Origin of the sequence: Amycolatopsis acidicola, assembly GCF_007713735.2 — a bacterium.
Classification (GTDB): Bacteria; Actinomycetota; Actinomycetes; order Mycobacteriales; family Pseudonocardiaceae; genus Amycolatopsis_E; species Amycolatopsis_E acidicola.
In genome coordinates this window covers 1-15353 of sequence record NZ_VMNW02000104.1, presented here as the reverse complement: position 1 = coordinate 15353, position 15353 = coordinate 1, and the positions used below count along the sequence as shown (strand labels likewise).

15 protein-coding genes and 1 riboswitch are annotated in these 15353 nt (G+C 72.0%); of the genes, 4 read left to right on the top strand and 11 right to left on the bottom strand.

Annotated elements, in window-relative coordinates; genetic code table 11:
• Position 1: 1 nt before the first annotated feature.
• A complete protein-coding gene (locus tag FPZ12_RS39410; protein WP_144755863.1) occupies positions 2-1627 on the bottom strand; it encodes a DUF885 domain-containing protein in 1626 nt (541 codons plus the stop codon).
• Positions 1620-3299: a DUF885 domain-containing protein gene (locus tag FPZ12_RS39405; RefSeq protein ID WP_144755860.1), complete on the bottom strand. Its 1680-nt coding sequence runs from the start codon at positions 3297-3299 to the stop codon at positions 1620-1622. Before FPZ12_RS39405 ends, FPZ12_RS39410 begins: the two co-directional genes overlap by 8 nt.
• A gap of 53 nt (positions 3300-3352) precedes the next feature.
• Here FPZ12_RS39405 and FPZ12_RS39400 point away from each other — a divergent pair, with 53 nt between their 5' ends.
• Positions 3353-4339 (top strand): AsnC family protein, encoded by a 987-nt coding sequence (locus FPZ12_RS39400; RefSeq protein WP_144755858.1) that lies wholly within the window; start codon positions 3353-3355, stop codon positions 4337-4339.
• Between the two features lie 46 nt (positions 4340-4385).
• Here the strand turns inward: FPZ12_RS39400 and FPZ12_RS46140 are convergent, their stop codons facing one another.
• The 6 genes from FPZ12_RS46140 to FPZ12_RS39370 all read right to left on the bottom strand — a co-directional run bounded on the left by FPZ12_RS46140 (position 4386) and on the right by FPZ12_RS39370 (position 10529).
• Complete coding sequence (locus FPZ12_RS46140; protein WP_208026167.1) at positions 4386-4607, bottom strand: GNAT family N-acetyltransferase; 222 nt, start codon at positions 4605-4607, stop codon at positions 4386-4388.
• A gap of 594 nt (positions 4608-5201) precedes the next feature.
• Positions 5202-6128, bottom strand: coding sequence for an RluA family pseudouridine synthase (locus FPZ12_RS39390; protein ID WP_144755855.1), 927 nt, complete (start codon positions 6126-6128; stop codon positions 5202-5204).
• Positions 6125-6691 carry a signal peptidase II gene (gene lspA / locus FPZ12_RS39385; protein ID WP_144755852.1) on the bottom strand — a complete coding sequence of 189 codons (567 nt, stop codon included), beginning with the start codon at positions 6689-6691 and terminating at the stop codon, positions 6125-6127. The genes FPZ12_RS39390 and lspA overlap by 4 nt, the downstream gene beginning before the upstream one ends.
• A gap of 22 nt (positions 6692-6713) precedes the next feature.
• Positions 6714-7499, bottom strand: coding sequence for a hypothetical protein (locus FPZ12_RS39380; protein ID WP_144755845.1), 786 nt, complete (start codon positions 7497-7499; stop codon positions 6714-6716).
• A 14-nt stretch (positions 7500-7513) separates the two neighbouring features.
• Positions 7514-8782 carry an aminotransferase class V-fold PLP-dependent enzyme gene (locus FPZ12_RS39375; protein ID WP_243770263.1) on the bottom strand — a complete coding sequence of 423 codons (1269 nt, stop codon included), beginning with the start codon at positions 8780-8782 and terminating at the stop codon, positions 7514-7516.
• Between the two features lie 104 nt (positions 8783-8886).
• Positions 8887-9001: riboswitch (SAM riboswitch) on the bottom strand.
• A 49-nt stretch (positions 9002-9050) separates the two neighbouring features.
• The gene (locus FPZ12_RS39370; protein ID WP_144755842.1) at positions 9051-10529 is read right to left on the bottom strand and encodes a potassium/proton antiporter; all 1479 of its coding nucleotides are present in this window, start codon (positions 10527-10529) and stop codon (positions 9051-9053) included.
• 76 nt (positions 10530-10605) lie between these two features.
• Between FPZ12_RS39370 and FPZ12_RS39365 the strand changes: the two genes are divergently transcribed.
• Positions 10606-11175, top strand: coding sequence for a hypothetical protein (locus FPZ12_RS39365; RefSeq protein WP_144755839.1), 570 nt, complete (start codon positions 10606-10608; stop codon positions 11173-11175).
• Positions 11176-11209: 34 nt separating this feature from the next.
• Here the strand turns inward: FPZ12_RS39365 and FPZ12_RS39360 are convergent, their stop codons facing one another.
• From FPZ12_RS39360 to FPZ12_RS39350, 3 genes are all read right to left on the bottom strand, one after another.
• A complete protein-coding gene (locus tag FPZ12_RS39360; RefSeq protein WP_144755836.1) occupies positions 11210-11884 on the bottom strand; it encodes an ArsR/SmtB family transcription factor in 675 nt (224 codons plus the stop codon).
• 77 nt (positions 11885-11961) lie between these two features.
• Positions 11962-12339, bottom strand: coding sequence for a VOC family protein (locus tag FPZ12_RS39355; RefSeq protein ID WP_144755833.1), 378 nt, complete (start codon positions 12337-12339; stop codon positions 11962-11964).
• Between the two features lie 10 nt (positions 12340-12349).
• Positions 12350-13924 (bottom strand): penicillin-binding transpeptidase domain-containing protein, encoded by a 1575-nt coding sequence (locus FPZ12_RS39350; RefSeq protein WP_243770262.1) that lies wholly within the window; start codon positions 13922-13924, stop codon positions 12350-12352.
• A gap of 110 nt (positions 13925-14034) precedes the next feature.
• Here FPZ12_RS39350 and FPZ12_RS39345 point away from each other — a divergent pair, with 110 nt between their 5' ends.
• Positions 14035-14529 carry a VOC family protein gene (locus FPZ12_RS39345; protein ID WP_144755830.1) on the top strand — a complete coding sequence of 165 codons (495 nt, stop codon included), beginning with the start codon at positions 14035-14037 and terminating at the stop codon, positions 14527-14529.
• A gap of 14 nt (positions 14530-14543) precedes the next feature.
• Positions 14544-15335: a MerR family transcriptional regulator gene (locus FPZ12_RS39340; protein WP_243770261.1), complete on the top strand. Its 792-nt coding sequence runs from the start codon at positions 14544-14546 to the stop codon at positions 15333-15335.
• Positions 15336-15353: the final 18 nt, after the last annotated feature.

Genomic DNA, 15353 nt, shown 5'->3' with positions numbered 1-15353 from the left:
CTCACCCTACACGGCGCCGCACCCACTCGCCCACCACGTCGGCCAGCACCGGGAGCGGCAGGATCCCGTTGCCGAGCACGACGTCGTGGAACTCGCGGATGTCGAACCCGGCGCCCAGCGCGCGCTCGGCTTCGCCGCGCAGGCGCTGGATCTCCAGCCGCCCCGTCATGTACGACAGCGCCTGTCCGGGGCAGCCGGCATAGCGGTCCACCTCGGCCTCGATCTCGACCGGCGACATGGGCGTGTTGTCGCGGAGGTAGGCGACGGCCTGCTGCCGCGACCAGCCGAGCGCGTGCAGCCCGGTGTCCACGACCAGCCGCCCGGCGCGCATCGAATCCTGGGTGAGCATGCCCATCCGGGTCAGGTCGCTGGTGTAGAGGCCCATCTCGTCGGCGAGGCGTTCCGCGTAGAGGCCCCAGCCTTCGAGGTAGGCGTTGAAGTCCGCGATCCGGCGCAGCAGCGGGAGATCGGTGAGCCCGAGCGCGAGCGCGATCTGGAAATGGTGCCCTGGCACGGCTTCGTGGAACGCGATGGCTTCGCTCGTGTGCCGGAACCGTTCCTCGGCGCGGGCGGTGTTGGCGTAGTAGACGCCCGGCCGGGAACCGTCGAGCGCGGGCTCGACGTAGTAGGCGATGGTGCCGGACTCGGCCTCCGCCGCCGGGACGGCGCGCACGTCGCACCGCTGCTCCGGGATCGTGCGGAACCATTGCGGGGCAACGGCTTCCGCGGCGCGGATCGCCACCCGGGCGGACTCCAGCAGCTCCTCGCCGCTGCCCCACCGCAGCTCCGGATCGGTGCGCAGCCGCTCGAAGATCTCCGCCAGGTCCCGGGTCCCGAACACCCGCTCGCCGAGTTCGCGGTACTCCCCGGCGAGGGAGTCGATCAGCCGCAGCCCGGTTTCGTGCAGCTCCCGCGCGCTCCGATCGGTGGTGGTGTGCGCGCGGATCAGCTTGGCGTAGCGCTCTTCGCCGCCGTCCTGCCAGCACATCCCGGCCTTGTCCGACGGCAGCGCTGCCGGTTTCACTTCGGTGGCAAGGAATTCGCGGTATCCGGCGATCGCGGGCCGCACCACTTCGGCGAGCAGCTTGTCCCGCTCCGCGCCGCCAGGGCCGACCCGCAGCGGGTCCGCGTCCGGATCGGCGAGGTGGCGGTCGCAGTACGCGAGCGCGAAGTCCACCAGGAACTCCGGCGGCACCGGCCCGCCGCGCTGGCGTTCGATCAGCTTGTCCACAAAGGACGGGAACCCGGCGAGCCTTGCCAGGTACCCGCTCGCGCGCTCCTCGTCTTCGAGCGTGATCGTGGGCAGCGTCAGCAGAACCACCTGCAGCGGCGCCGCGAAGGCGTCGCTCACGGCGAACTCGGTCAGCCGCGAGTCGATCAGGTCGATCGCCATCCGCGCCTGCCCGAGGACGACGCCCTTGGTCACCTGGTCGCCCTCGGCCCGCTCCGCGCGCTCGACGATGTCCACGTAGCGCTCGCGGAACCGCTGCTCCGCGGCGGCGCTCGGATCCGGCAGCCTGTCGTGCGCGCCCGGCAACCCGAGCACGGACGCGCGCAGCGGGTCGCGCTCGAAGTCCAGCGCGCTCAGCTCACCGGCAAGGTCGTCGACGACCTCCCACTCACGCATGGTTGTCCCTCACCCACGCGGAGACGACCGACTCCAGCACCGACATCGGCAGGGAACCGCCGCCCAGCACCACGTCGTGGAAGGCGCGGATGTCGAAGGACTCCCCCAGCGCGCGCTTCGCCTCCTCGCGGATGCGCAGGATTTCCAGGCGCCCCACCATGTACGACAGCGCCTGGCCCGGCCACGCGATGTAGCGGTCCACCTCCGCGTCGATCTCCACCTGCGGCATCGGCGTGTGCTCCCGCAGGAAGTCCACGGCCTGCTGCCTGCTCCAGCCCTTGGCGTGCAGCCCGGTGTCCACGACCAGCCGGCCGGCGCGCATCGAGTCCATCGTCAGCATCCCGAGCAGGGCCAGGTCGCTGGAGTACAGCCCCATCTCCTGGGCGAGGCGCTCGGTGTAGAGGCCCCAGCCTTCGGCGTACGCGGTGAAGTCCCCGATCCGGCGCAGCAGCGGCAGATCGGTCAGCGTCAGCGAGGTGGACAGCTGGAAGTGGTGCCCCGGAATGGCTTCGTGGAAGGCGGTCACCTCCGCGGTGTGGCGGAACCGCGAGGTCACGTCGTAGGTGTTGGCGAAGTAGATCCCCGGCCTGGAACCGTCCATGGCGGGCGGCAGGTAGTACGCGGCGGGCGCGCCGGGGCTGTCCGCCTCGGGCACCGCCTGCACCGTCCACTCGTGCGGCGGGACCTTGCCGAACCAGTCCGGCGCGGCGGCCGCGGCGCGCGAGATCGCGGAGCGGGCGGTGTCCAGCAGCTCGTCGGAATCCTTCCAGCGCAAGGACGGATCGGTGCGCAGCTTTTCGTGGATCTCCGCCACGTCCGCCGTGCCGAACACACGCTGCCCGAGTTCGCTGTACTCGGCGGCCAGCTCGCGGATGATGCGCAGCCCGGTCTCGTGCAGCTCGTCCGGGGTGCGGTCGGTGGTGGTGTGCGCGCGGACCGCGGCGGCGTACATCTCTTCGCCGCCGGGGAGCCAGCGCAGGCCGGGCTTGTCCTGCGGACGGCCGTGCCCGAGGATCTCGTTTTCGAGTACGTCACGGTACGCGCGGAACGCGGGACGCACGGTGTTCTCGACGAGTTCCGCACGCTTGCGCTCGAACTCCTCGGTGGGCGGGGGCTGGCGCAACAGCGGGTCGGCGGCCGGGTCGGCGAGGTAGCGGTCCAAATGCGCGATCGCCGCGCGGACGAGGTGCTCCACGGGGACGCGGCCGGACTCGATCCCGGCGCGGTGCCGGTCCGCGGACTGCTCGAGGTAGCGGGGGATCGCGGCCAGCCTGCCCAGGTGCAACTCCGCCTGCGTCTCGTCGGGGACCGCGATCATCGGCAGCATCATCAGCAGGCCCGGCGCGGGCGCGATCATCAGGTCCGTGACCGTGTACTCGGCGGCGTGGGTGTCGAAGCGGTCGAGGTAGTTGCGGGCCTGGCTGATCAGCACGTCCCTGGTCACGCTGTCGCGCGCGTCTTCCGGGGTGAGTTCCCCGGCGCGGCGGATGAACTCGGCGAGTTTCGCGCGCTGCGCCGCCTCCGCCTTTTCGGTCACCTCGCCGAGGCCCTCCCGAGTGGACTCGACGCCCAGCACCGCGGGCCACAACGGCTCCTCGTCGAAGAGCGCCGTCACGAATTCGTCGGCGAGCGCGGTGATGGCGGTGCCTGGTGTGTGCGATGCCTCGGTCATGGGCGCCAGCCTAGAGCGCGGGCGGCGAAGGAGAGACGGTAGCGTTTGAGGTTGTGGCCGTGACCGATCCCGTGGACGCCCGCCTGCTGGCGGCGCTCGCCGAGCTGGGCAAGGTCGCCGTGCACGAGCTGGCGGCCAAGGTCGGGATGGACCCGCGTGAGGTGGCGTACCGCCTCGTCGCGTTGTCCGGCAGCGGGCTGCCGCTGCTGGTCGGCGTGGAGAGCGACCCGAACGGCTTGCGGGCGGCGCTCGCCGGGGCCTGGAACCGCCCGGCCACGCCCCCGCCGGCGCCCGGACAGCCGATGCCGCCGCGGCCCGCCGGTCCTCCTGTTCCTCCTCCGGTACAGAACGTTCCCTCGGGCGCGTACCAGGTGCAGAACGTTCCCTCCGGTGCCTACCAGGTCCAGAACGTCCCGTCCGGCCGGTACTCCGTGCCGGGCGCGTCGCAGCCGGTCCAGGGCATGCCCTCGGGCCGGTACGCTCCGCCTCCGCCTGCCCGGCCTGCCACGCCGCCCCGCCCGCCCGCGCCGGTCGACCCGGTGATGAGCACGTGGGGCCCGCCGCAGACGGCGTCGTGGGCGCGAGGCGACCAGCGCCCGGCTGTCGCGCCCGCGCCGCAACGGACGGGACGGGTGGGGGAAACACTGTCCACGCAAGGGCTGGAGGGTGAGCAGCTGGCCATCCAGCTGCTGGAGGTACAGGACCCGGCCGACTTCCTGTTCGGCGCCGCGGGCTACCGGCTCGAGGAGGGCGAACGCTCGATCGTCGTGCACACCGAGGTCACCAACCGCGGCGCGATCCCGTTCGCCTCGCTGCCGGACAACTTCCTGGAACTCGTGACGGCCGACGGCAAGGCGATCACGAAGGCGCCGGTCTCGCTCTCGTCCCGGCCGCCGCACAAAATCGGCGTCCAACCGGGCGAGACCGCGGGCGGGCACACCGTGTACGTACTCCCGGAGCAGACGCGCGTCACTTCGCTGCGCTGGAGCCCCCGCCCGGAACCGGACGAACGCTCACTGACCTGGACCCTCGAGGACTGAGCTGTTCGCTGGATGGTGGCGACTGTTCGCCGTGGGCGCGAGCCCGTCACCGGCTCCACTCGTATCCCGTCGTCGTGGAGATCTTGAGCAGGCCTGAGCGTTCCAGGATCGGCCGCGAGTCGTCCATCGAATCGCTGTGCAGGAGCCGTTTCCCCATCGCCAGCGTGGAGCGCGCCCGCGCCGCCACGAGCGTGCGGTAGATTCCGCGCCCCCGCCACTCCGGCCGCGTCGAACCGCCCCACGCGCCCGCGAACTCCGTGTCCCGCACGGGTTACGATCCGCCCCTCGGCCTCGGCGACCCACAGCTCCATCCCGTCCCGCAGGCCGAGCCGGTGCAGCAGGGCCCCGGCTACCCGATCCGGCTCGGAATCGCCGAATACATCCGACGCCATCACGCACATCGCGCGCACGTCGGCCTCATCCGTGACGCGGCGCAGCACGACCCCGGCGGGCAACGGCGCCTCGACCGCCAGCGCACGGGCTTCGCCGATCATGACCGACTCGGGCTCGCCGGGCTTGAAACCGTTGCGCACCAACGCTTCGTGCAGCCCGGGCGCGTGGTCGTGCCCGCGGGTCTTCCACTTCACGCCGCGGATCTCCGGGCGCTCGCGGTAATGCGCCAGCGCTTCCGCGACCCAGCCCGCGATCGTGTCCGCATCGGCGCCCGCGAGATCGCGGTACGTCACGAAACCCCGCCCGCCGGGCAGGGTCACCAAACGCAGCGGCCCGAGCTCGGCCACCGACAACGCGCTGGGCGTTTCCGCCTCCCCGCGGAGCCGCGCGTCATAGGCGTCGAGGTACTCCCGCGTAAGAGACACGACAAGCGATCATGCCCTGCCGCGCCAGGCAGGGCCAGCGAATATCAGCTGTCCGCGCGCAGGATGTCCAGCGCTTTCGCCAGATCGTCCGGATACTCCGCCTCGAACTCCACCCAGCGGCCGTCCGCCGGGTGCGCGAAACCGAGCGTGCGCGCGTGCAGCCATTGCCGCGTCAGGCCGAGATGCCGCGCCAGCACCGGATCCGCGCCATATGTCAGATCGCCGACGCACGGATGCCGCACCGCCGAGAAATGCACCCGGATCTGGTGCGTGCGCCCGGTTTCCAGCTTCACGTGCAGCAGCGACGCGGCCCGGAACGCTTCCGCCACTTCGTAATGCGTCACGCTCGGGCGCCCGCCCGCGACCACGGCGAACTTGTAGTCGTGCCGCGGATGCCGGTCGATCGGCGCGTCGATGGTGCCGCGCGTCGGATCCGGGTGGCCCTGCACGACGGCGTGATAGCCCTTGTCCACGGTGCGCTCCTTGAACGCCCGCTTCAGCACGGTGTACGCGTGCTCGCTCTTGGCCACCACCATCACGCCCGTAGTGCCCGCGTCGAGCCGGTGCACGACGCCCTGCCGCTCGGCCGCGCCCGAGGTGGAGATCCGCAGCCCGGCGGCGGCGAGCCCGCCGACGACCGTCGGCCCCGTCCAGCCAGGGCTCGGGTGCACGGCCACGCCGACGGGCTTGGCCACCACCACGATGTCGTCATCGTCGTACACGATCTTCATGCCCTCGACGGGCTCGGCGACGACCTCCACCGGCCTGTCCGGATCCGGCAGCGTCACCTCCAGCAGCCCACCCGCGGCCAGCCTGTCCGACTTGCCCGCGGGCCTGCCGTCCAGCAGCACGTCGCCGGATTCGGCCAGTTCGGCGACCACCGTGCGCGAAAGCCCGAGCAGCTTCGCCAGCCCGGCGTCCACGCGCATTCCATCCAGCCCGTCCGGCACGGGCAGCATCCGGGCGCTCACTTCTTCTCCGCCCTCTTCGTGCCGTCGTAGTCGCGGCCGAGCAGGGACAGCAGCACGATCAGCACCGCGCCCACGCAGATGCACGAGTCGGCGACGTTGAACACCGGCCACGCCTGCCCGTCCGGCTCGAAGACCGAGATCCAGTCGACGACGTGACCGAGCAGCGGCCCCGGCGCGCGGAACAGGCGGTCGGTCAGGTTGCCGAGCGCGCCCGCCAATACCAGGCCGAGCCCGATGGCCCAGCCGACCGAGCGCAACCGCTTGGCGAACCAGATCAGCGTGACCACCACGCCGATCGCGACGATCGCCAGCACCCACGTCATCCCGGTGGCCATCGAGAACGCGGCGCCCGGGTTGCGCAGCAGCTGCAGGTACACCAGCCCGCCGAGCGCGCGGACCGGCGCGTGCCCCTCCAGGTTGGACACGACGACGGCCTTGGTGACCTGGTCCAGCACATAGGCCAGCAGGGCGACCACGGCCAGGACCAGCACCCGCCGCTTCGGCCGCGGCGCGGCCGGCTCCTCCGGGGTGGTCTCGGGCTGCGATCCCTGTTCGGTGCTCACCGGCCCATTGTCCACGCCCCGGTCAGCCGGGCTGTGCGGTGGGCCGCCTGGCCGTCAGCAGGACCGCGATCGCACCGGCCAGCAGCACGGCCGCGGGCACCAGCGCGCCGAGCACTTCCCCGCTGAACACGAGCACGGCCCCGAGGAAGATCACCGCCAGCACGGCCAGCACGAGGTCGCGCCACCGCCAGGCGAACACCGCCAGCGCGAGCACCACGAGCACCGCGGGCACCGGAACCGTCACGGCCGCGGCCAGGACGAGCACGGCCAGCGACAGGCACACGGCACCGATCACGAGCGCGGCCCGGTGGCCCCGCGCGTTCTCGAAGTACCCCCACCCGGCCGCGCACAGCCCGAGCACGAGCAGCGGCAGGCCCACCGCCGTCGCCATCGTCATGCCCCAGCTCGCCCCGAAGCCCATCAGCGGAACACTGAGCGCGAGCACGACAGCTCCGGCGAGCACGATCCCGGTCAGCTTCCGCCAGCCGATCGCCCGGCCCGCCCGGTGCGCGCGCACGGCGTAGAACACCACGCTCGCGACGGACGTGACCGACACCGCCACGAGCCACAGGACGGCCAGATCATCCCAGCGCGCTCCCCTGAGGACGGGCCCGGTGGTGTCGATGGCCACCGCGTAGTTCGACCCCAGGCCCCCATAGGAATGCTGCACAGCCGTCAGCGCGCCATCCGGCGAGGGCCGGTAGGCGAACCAGCCGTAGTCGTCGTCGACCAGCCACGTGGCCAGGCCCAGCAGGACGAAACCCAGTACCGCCAACGGAAACCAGACGTTCCGGCGTTCCCCAGTCATCGGCCCGATGCTAGTCACCCCCGCAAGAAGGCGGGCACCTCCCGGGGGTCCGGGCTCGGGGCCCAGCGGCCGTCCACCTTGCCGTACGTCCAGCGCGCGCCGCGGGCCACGATCTGCCGCAGCGCCAGCACGAGCCTGTCGACGTGCTCGGCCGTGCTGCCCAGGCCGACGCTCACGCGCACCGCCTGGGCGCCGCCCGTCAGCCGCTTCGTGGCGATGTGCGCGCAGAAGGCCCCGTCACGCACGCCGATCCCGTACTCGGCCGAGAGCACCGCGGCCAGCCAGCCCGGCTCGAAGCCGTCGACGGTGAAACTGAGCGTGCCGACCTCGTCACCCGGGTCGTCGAACAACCGAAGCTGCGTCAGCCCCGGTACCGCTTCCAGCCCCTTGCGCAACCGCGTCAGCAGCTCGGTTTCGTGCGCGAGCACGGCACCCCAGTGCTCGGCGAGCTGATCGCACGCGACGCCGAGCGCGTACACGCCGACGGTGTTGGGCGAACCGGCCTCGTGCCGCTCCGGCCCGGAGTTCCAGGCCACGCCCTCCGACGTGACGGCCTTCGTCGCCCCACCGCCCGCGAGGTACGGCGGCGCGGCGCGCAGCCAGTCCGCTCGCCCAATGAGCGCACCCGCCCCGAACGGCGCGTACAGCTTGTGCCCGGAGAGCACGACGTAGTCGACATCCAGATCCCGCACCGAAATCGGCCGGTGCGGGGCGAGCTGTGCCGCGTCCAGCGCGATCCGCGCGCCGTGTTTCCTTGCCACAGCGGCGATTTCGGCCACCGGAAGGAGCTCGCCCGTCACGTTCGACGCGCCCGTCAGCACCACCAGCCGCGGCCCTTCCGGCGTGGCCGCCAGCGCACTGTCCACAGCGGACACCGCGGCGAGCCGGGTGCGCGGGGTGCGCACGCGGCGCACGTTCGGCCCGCGCCACGGCAGCAGCGCGGCGTGGTGCTCGGTGTCGAACAGCACCACCGAGGTGTGCCGGGGAACGCTGCGGGCCAGCAGGTTCAGCGCGTCCGTGGTGTTGCGGGTGAAGATCACCGAGTCGGTCCGGCGGGCGTCCACGAAGCGGCGCAGCACATCGCGGGTGCGCTCGTAGACCTTTGTGGACACTTGCGACGCGAACCCGGCGCCGCGGTGCACGCTCGCGTACCACGGGAGGAACTCGTCCACCGCGTCCCGCACCGCGCGCAGGCAGGGGGCGCTGGCGGCGTGGTCCAGGTTCGCGTACTCGGCGTCCGGCCCGGACACGAGCGGCACCCGGGTGCCCAGCGTGGCGGGAATGCTTTGGGAGACAAGGGATCCAGCGGAATCGACAACTGGGTGCACTTCTTCGACATGGACTGCGAGAGTCACGACGCCTCCTCGGCGGCCAGGGACCTCGGGGAGGCCCGCGCTTGCCCGCCGCACTTCGCGACGGACCAGGTCCTCACCCGGGGCACCCCACCGCGGTTGGAGGGTTGCCGGCCAGCAAGCCGGGGCTTGACGCTGGCACTCATGACCTGCCCCAGACTCTAGCGGAAGATCCGCGCGGGTTCCACTGCGATCCCGCTCACCGTCCGGATTCGCCTCGCCACCGTGCCAGCGGGCCGGCCCTGTCCACCGCGCGCAGCCGTCGTTCGGCCGCCTCACGCGAGGATTCCGTGGCGACGACGAGCAACTGGTCGCCACGCCGGAGCCTGCTGGATTCCTGCGGCGTGAAGCTTTCCCCGTCACGCACGATCAGGCTCAGCGAAGCACCGGTCGGCAATCGCAGCTCCCGCAGGTAAACCCCGTGCAGCCGCGAACCGTCCTGGATCCGCACCTGCAGCAGCGCCGCGTCCAGCTCGTCCAGCACCGCCGAGTCGACCTCGATCTCCTTCGGCTCGGTGTCCGCCGACAGCCGCAGCAGTTTGGCCACCGGCGCCAGCGTGGTTCCCTGTGCCAGGGTCAGCACGATCACCAGCACGAAAACCGCGTCCACGAGCCTTTCCGCGCCCGGCACGCCGTGCGCGAGCGGGATCATCGCGAGCACGATCGGCACCGCCCCGCGCAATCCCGCCCACGACAGGAAAGCCTGTTCCCGCCAGGGCACGCGGAACGGCAGCAAGGTGATCAGCACCGAAAGCGGGCGCGCGAGCAGCAGGATGACGGCGCCCGCGACGAGCCCGGGCACCACCGCCTCCAGCAACCGTTCCGGCGAGGCGAACAGGCCGAGCAGCACGAACAACCCGATCTGCGCGAGCCACCCCATGCCCTCGGCGAACGACAGCGTGTCCGAACGGTGCGGCAGGCGGGAATTCCCCAGCACCAGCGCCGCGACGTAGGTGGCGAGCAGTCCGGAAGCGTGCGCGAGCTGGCCGGACGCGTAGGCCACGAAACACACCGCGACCGTCGCGAGCGGATACAAACCGGTGGCGGGCAGCGCGGCCCGGCGCAGCGCCCACGCGCCCGCGAACCCCAGCGCCACCCCGAACGCGAGCCCGGCGAGGAGTTCGTAGCCGACCAGGAACGGCAGCGTCCAGTCGATCCGGGTGCCCTCGGCCAGCACCACCACGGCGATGTAGACCGGCGCGTCGTTGATGCCGGACTCGAGTTCGAGCGTGCCCACGAGCCGTTTGCGCAGCCCGACCGTGCGCAGCACGGAGAACACCGCGGCCGAGTCGGTGGACGCCAGCACCGCGCCCCACAGCAGCGCCATCCGCCAGTCCAGCCCCAGCGCCAGATGGAGGGCGACGCCGGTGATCCCGATGCTGAGCGCGACGGCCACAGTGGACAGCAGGATTCCCTGCCCCAGCGCCGGTTTCACCGAGGACCAGCGCGTGGTGAGCCCCCCTTCGGCGAGGATCATCACGAGCGCGGCGATGCCGAGCGACTGGGTCAGCGAGGCGTCGGAGAACCGGATGCCCAGCCCGGCCTCGCCGAGCACCACCCCGATCCCCAGGTACAGCAGCAGCGAGGGCAGGCCGACGCGGGTGGACAGCCGGACGGCCAGCACGGCGGCGAGCAGCACGGCGGCGCCCGCGCCCAGCACGACCGGGAGCTCCGCCACCGCACCTCCTCCCGCCCGTTTCGTCCAGGATAGAAAACCCGTGGACCGGTGCCGGGCACCGGGCGATATTGGAGTGATGCGTGTCCTTTTCCATCCGCGGCCCGGTGGCGGCAGCCGTGTGGTCCTGCACCGCGAAGACCGGGTGGTGCTGGAAATGCTGTCCTACGACCGGAAGTACCGCATCCCGCACGACCTGGCACACGCGGTGACAGAACGCGAGCTCGGGTTGTCCTCCGGCGTGTTCGGCTGTCTCGCGGCCGGTGCGCTGTTCTCGTCCGCCACGGTCGTGTCCGGCACGCTCCGGCATGACGCGAAAGCGCGCAGCCAAGCCATTCTGCGCGCGAACCGCACCGGGATCGCGCTGGCGGAATCACTGGCCGGGGTGCTGCACGATGCCGTCGAACACCACCGCATTGCCCCGCTGACCGAAGCGCGCGAAGCGTGGGGCGTGCTGTCCGAGCACCCATTTCCGTACGGCGAATGCGAGATCCGACGCGCGCACAGCACGCTCACGAGACTGGCCGCCGCGTGGACGCACCTGCCGCCGGGCGAGGGCCTGAAGTTCGAGTGGCCGCGCCGGCTCACCGCCTCCGGTGCGCCGGTTTCGGTTCCCCGGCAGCGGCAGGCGCCGCGCCGGGTGCGCTGATTTTCCTTGCGCTACAACAACTTCCGCTCGCGCCTCAAGCCGCCTCGGCGAGCCGGACACCCAACGCGGCGAAGGGTTCCTCGTTGTTGAGCCGGATCGCCCGATGCGGCTCCCGGCTCAGCCAGCCCTTGTCCAGCGCGCGTGTCAGGAGGGCGGCTGGCAGCGCGCCACCGAGGTGATCGCGGCGCACCGTCCAGTCGAGGCAGTCGCGCAGCAACGGCCGCCGCCCGCCTTCGGGGATCGGCACGCCGAGGTCGGTGAGCACCGCGCGGCCGTGCGGGGTGACGGCGAGGCCGTCGTACACGGCGATGATCCCGGAACGCACCATGCCGTCCCGCAGCGCGACGCCGAGTGTGCCGGCCAGGTGGTCGTAGCAGGTGCGGGCGAAGGCCAGCCGCTGCGCGCGCAGCGAGGCCTTCAGCCCGCGGGCGGGCTTGTGCTCGGCGTGCTGGGCGAGGTGCTCGATCAGCACGGCCACCCGCGGGTCGGCGATGCGGATGTAGCTGTGCCGGCCCTGGCGCACCCCGGCGACGAAGCCGGCGTCACGCAGCCGCGTCACGTGCTCACTCGCTGTGGACGGGCTCACGCCGGCGGACCGGGCCAGTTCGCCGACGGTCCAGGCCCGGCCGTCGAGCAGGGCGAGGCACATGGTCGCCCGGCTCGGTTCGGCGAGCACCGCGGCGACTTCGGCGAGCGCGACGGTTTCCATGGGGCACACGGTAGCCCCGCGCCATTTCGGCCGCCGCCGAAACGTCCCCGCTCGCCGCCTGATGGGCCCGGGCGGGTTCAGGTGCCGGTGTACGTGCTCGTGGCGTCGACGAAACAGAGCCTGGTGCCGAAGGGGTCCTCGACGTAGAAAGACCTTTCGCCCCAAGGCTGTTCGGTGATCTCTTCGTCGATGCGGCCCGGCCCGGCGGCCCGCACCCGGCTGTGCGCCGCGGGCAGGTCGTCGACCGCGAAGTACAGGATGCGCGGCTCGGACGGCGGCCGGAAATCCTTCTCGGCGGGCTCGACGACGGCGAGTACCACCTCGCCGCAGTGGAAGTAGTGCCGGTTGCGCCAGACACGCTCGCCCGGCTCACCGAACGCGGCGCCGTAGAACGCGACCGCCGCCTCGATGTCGTCCACCGGGATGGCCAGCCGGAACAGCCGTGGAGTCGCCATGGAGCGGACGCTACCCGAGCCCGCCCAGGAACGCGGCCGAAACCGTGACCGCGGGCTTCGAGCCGTTCGCCCCGAGCAGCAGCACCGAGAAGGCCACGTCGCCGCGGTAGCCGGTGAACCAGCCGTTGGCCTGGCTGCCGTCGCCGAACTGGGCGGTGCCGGTCTTGCCGTACACCTGCCCGCTGCCGGCCAGCCCGGTCGCGGTCCCGCCCGTGACCACCTCGCGCATCATCGACCGCAACGCGCTCAGCACCGTGCCCGACGGCGGCTGGTATCCCGTGCTCACCTTGGTGTCCAGGCCGTGCCACAGCTTGGGCGTGACGGCCTTGCCCGCGGCCACGGTCGCCGACATCAGCGCGAGGCCGAACGGGCTCGCCTGCACGGTGCCCTGCCCGATCGCGGACTCCACCTGGTCGGCGGCGCTCGTCGCGGCGACGACCTTCCCGGCCTCGGTGGTGATGCCGGGGATCGTGAAGTCGGCGTTGAGGCCGAACTGGCTCGCCGCCTTCGCGAGCGCTTCCGCGGGCAGGGACGAGGCCAGCTGCGCGAAGGTGGTGTTGCACGAATGCGCGAACGCCGAATGCAGCGGGAGCGAACCGAGCGAAAAGCCGTCGTCGTTGGGGATCGTGCGCTGGCCGAGCTGCACCGACGCGGGGCAGGGCAGCACCGTGCCCGCCTCGGCGGCGCCGGCCTGCAGCACGGCCGCGGCGGTGGCGATCTTGAACGTGGAGCCCGGCGCGTAGAGCCCGCTCAGCGCGCTCGGCGTCGCCCCCGCGGCGGAATTCTGTGCCACCGCGAGGATGTCGCCCGTGGACGGCTGGATCGCGACCAGCATCGCGGGCACGCTCGACGAGTCCACGGCCGCCTGCGCCGCGGCCTGGGCGGAGCTGCTCAGGCTCGTGGTCAGCGTTTTCGCCTGCACCTCGCCTTCGCCGAACAGCCTGCGCTCGGCGCCGGCCGCGTCGACGATCACCACCGACCAGCCCTTCGCGGCGTCTCCGGCGACGCGGGCCATCGCGGGCAGCAGCAACGGCGCGACAGCCGGATCCACCGCCTTGGCCTCGGATCCCTGCCAGGTAAGCAGCGGTTTCCCTGCACGATCCACTACCGCGTTGCCGGCCGAGGCGCCGTGCACCGCGAGGCGCTCCCCGGTCTTGAGATCCGGATGGATCACCGCCGGGCTGAAGTGCACGGCCCAGCCGTCGCCCGCGCGCACCAGGCCCAAGGTCGTGTCGTAGGTCCACACCCGGCCCGTGCCGAGGGTCCACCGCACCCGCAGTGCGGCGCTCTGCCCGGACACGTGCAGCACTATGGCGCCGAAGTCGGTGGGCGCCAGCTCGGTGCGGGCGGCGTTGAGCGCGGCCGTGGCCGCCTGCGGGCTGTCGGTCAGCGAGCCCGCCGTGGTCGTGTCACCGCGTGACCAGGCACCGGCGTAGGAGGCCGCGACATCGCTGGGTTGCAGCGCCGCCGCGGGCGCTTGCGAACCGGTGGAACCGCCGCGCAGCACCAAAAACGCGGCGGCCACGATGACCACGACCGCCACCGCGGCCCCGCCGAGCACCCATTTCTTCGCCGCTGGTGACACGATCGACTCCCCCGCTCCGGTCCTGCGCGGTAAATCGATCACGACGATTCACCCGTTACGGGCAACCAATACTTGACCCTGACGCGACGGGAGGCCGCACGCTCCAGGGCATGACCGAGTACACCAGCCCAGTCCCGATGCCGGCCCTCGACGCGACGCCGGCCGAGATCTACCGCGGCATCTACGGGATGCCGATGTTCGTCACCCTGCCCACCGCGGACCTCCCGGGGTCCGAGGAGTTCTGGTGCCGTGGGCTCGGTTTCGAGAACCTGTTCACCATCCCGGGCCGGCTGGTGCACCTGCGCCGGTGGGCGTTCCAGGACGTGCTGCTCGTGTCCGGCGAAGCGGGCGGGGCGCCCGCGGGGAGCGTCAGCTTCGCGTGCGTGCTGAGCCAGCTCGACGAGGTGGCCGCCCGGTGCGAGGAGATCCGGCCGGGCTGCACGAGCGGACCGGTGGACCAGCCGTGGAACACGCGCGACCTCACGGTCGTCACGCCGGAACGGGCGCGCGTCGTCCTGACCGCCGCGCTGCCGATGGATCCCGATGGTGCCAGGGCGGAATCCCTGCGCGAGCTGGGTTTCGACATTCCGCGTTCGGGGACGTGAGCGAAACTGTGCTGGTGACGGAAGAAAACCTCACCGTCGGGCGCGCCGCGGAGCTCGTCGGGGTGAGTGTGAAGACCCTGCACCACTGGGATGCGATCGGGCTCGTGCGGCCGGGCGGGCGTACCTCGGCCGGGTACCGCGTGTACTCGACCGAGGACATCGCGCGGGTGCATCGGGTGCTCGTCTACCGGGAGCTGGGCTTCCCGCTCGCCGAGATCGCGCGGCTGCTCGACGACCCCGCCGCCGACGAGCGCGAGCACCTGCGCCGGCAGCGCGAGCAGCTCACCGAACGCGTTGCCCGGCTGGAGAAGATGATCGCCGCGGTGGACCGGATGCTGACCGCCACGAGCGGCGGGATCCGGCTCACCCCGGAACAACAGGTGGAAATCTTCGGTGACGACTGGGATCCGGCCTGGGAGGGTAAAGCCGAGGAGCGCTGGGGCGATACGGCGCAGTGGGAGCAGTACGCGGAACGCGCCGCCGCGAGGAAGCCGGATGACTGGCGCGCGGTGGCCGAGCGGACGCACGCGCTCAACGCCGACCTGGCCGCCGCCGTCCGCGCCGGAGTCGCGCCCGGCTCCCCCGAAGCGGCCGCACTCGCCGAACGGCACCGGGCGGGAATGGCGGCGTATTTCGACTGCACGTATTCGATGCACGCGTGCCTGGGGCGGATGTTCGCCACCGACCCCCGCTTCGCCGCCAACCTCGACGCCCTCGAACCCGGCCTGGCCACCTGGCTCCGCGACGCGATCTTCGCGAACGCCCGGGCACACGGCATCGCCCCGGAGACCGCGGTGTGGGAATGACCGCGGGGATTGGCGGAG

Excerpts from the sequence above, each read along its gene's own strand:
- FPZ12_RS39410 (WP_144755863.1), bottom strand. The coding sequence starts at position 1,627 with ATGCGTGAGTGGGAGGTCGTCGACGACCTTGCCGGTGAGCTGAGCGCG.
- FPZ12_RS39405 (WP_144755860.1), bottom strand. The coding sequence starts at position 3,299 with ATGACCGAGGCATCGCACACACCAGGCACCGCCATCACCGCGCTCGCC.
- FPZ12_RS39380 (WP_144755845.1), bottom strand. The coding sequence starts at position 7,499 with ATGACTGGGGAACGCCGGAACGTCTGGTTTCCGTTGGCGGTACTGGGT.
- FPZ12_RS39365 (WP_144755839.1), top strand. The coding sequence starts at position 10,606 with ATGCGTGTCCTTTTCCATCCGCGGCCCGGTGGCGGCAGCCGTGTGGTC.
- FPZ12_RS39360 (WP_144755836.1), bottom strand. The coding sequence starts at position 11,884 with ATGGAAACCGTCGCGCTCGCCGAAGTCGCCGCGGTGCTCGCCGAACCG.
- FPZ12_RS39355 (WP_144755833.1), bottom strand. The coding sequence starts at position 12,339 with ATGGCGACTCCACGGCTGTTCCGGCTGGCCATCCCGGTGGACGACATC.
- FPZ12_RS39345 (WP_144755830.1), top strand. The coding sequence starts at position 14,035 with ATGACCGAGTACACCAGCCCAGTCCCGATGCCGGCCCTCGACGCGACG.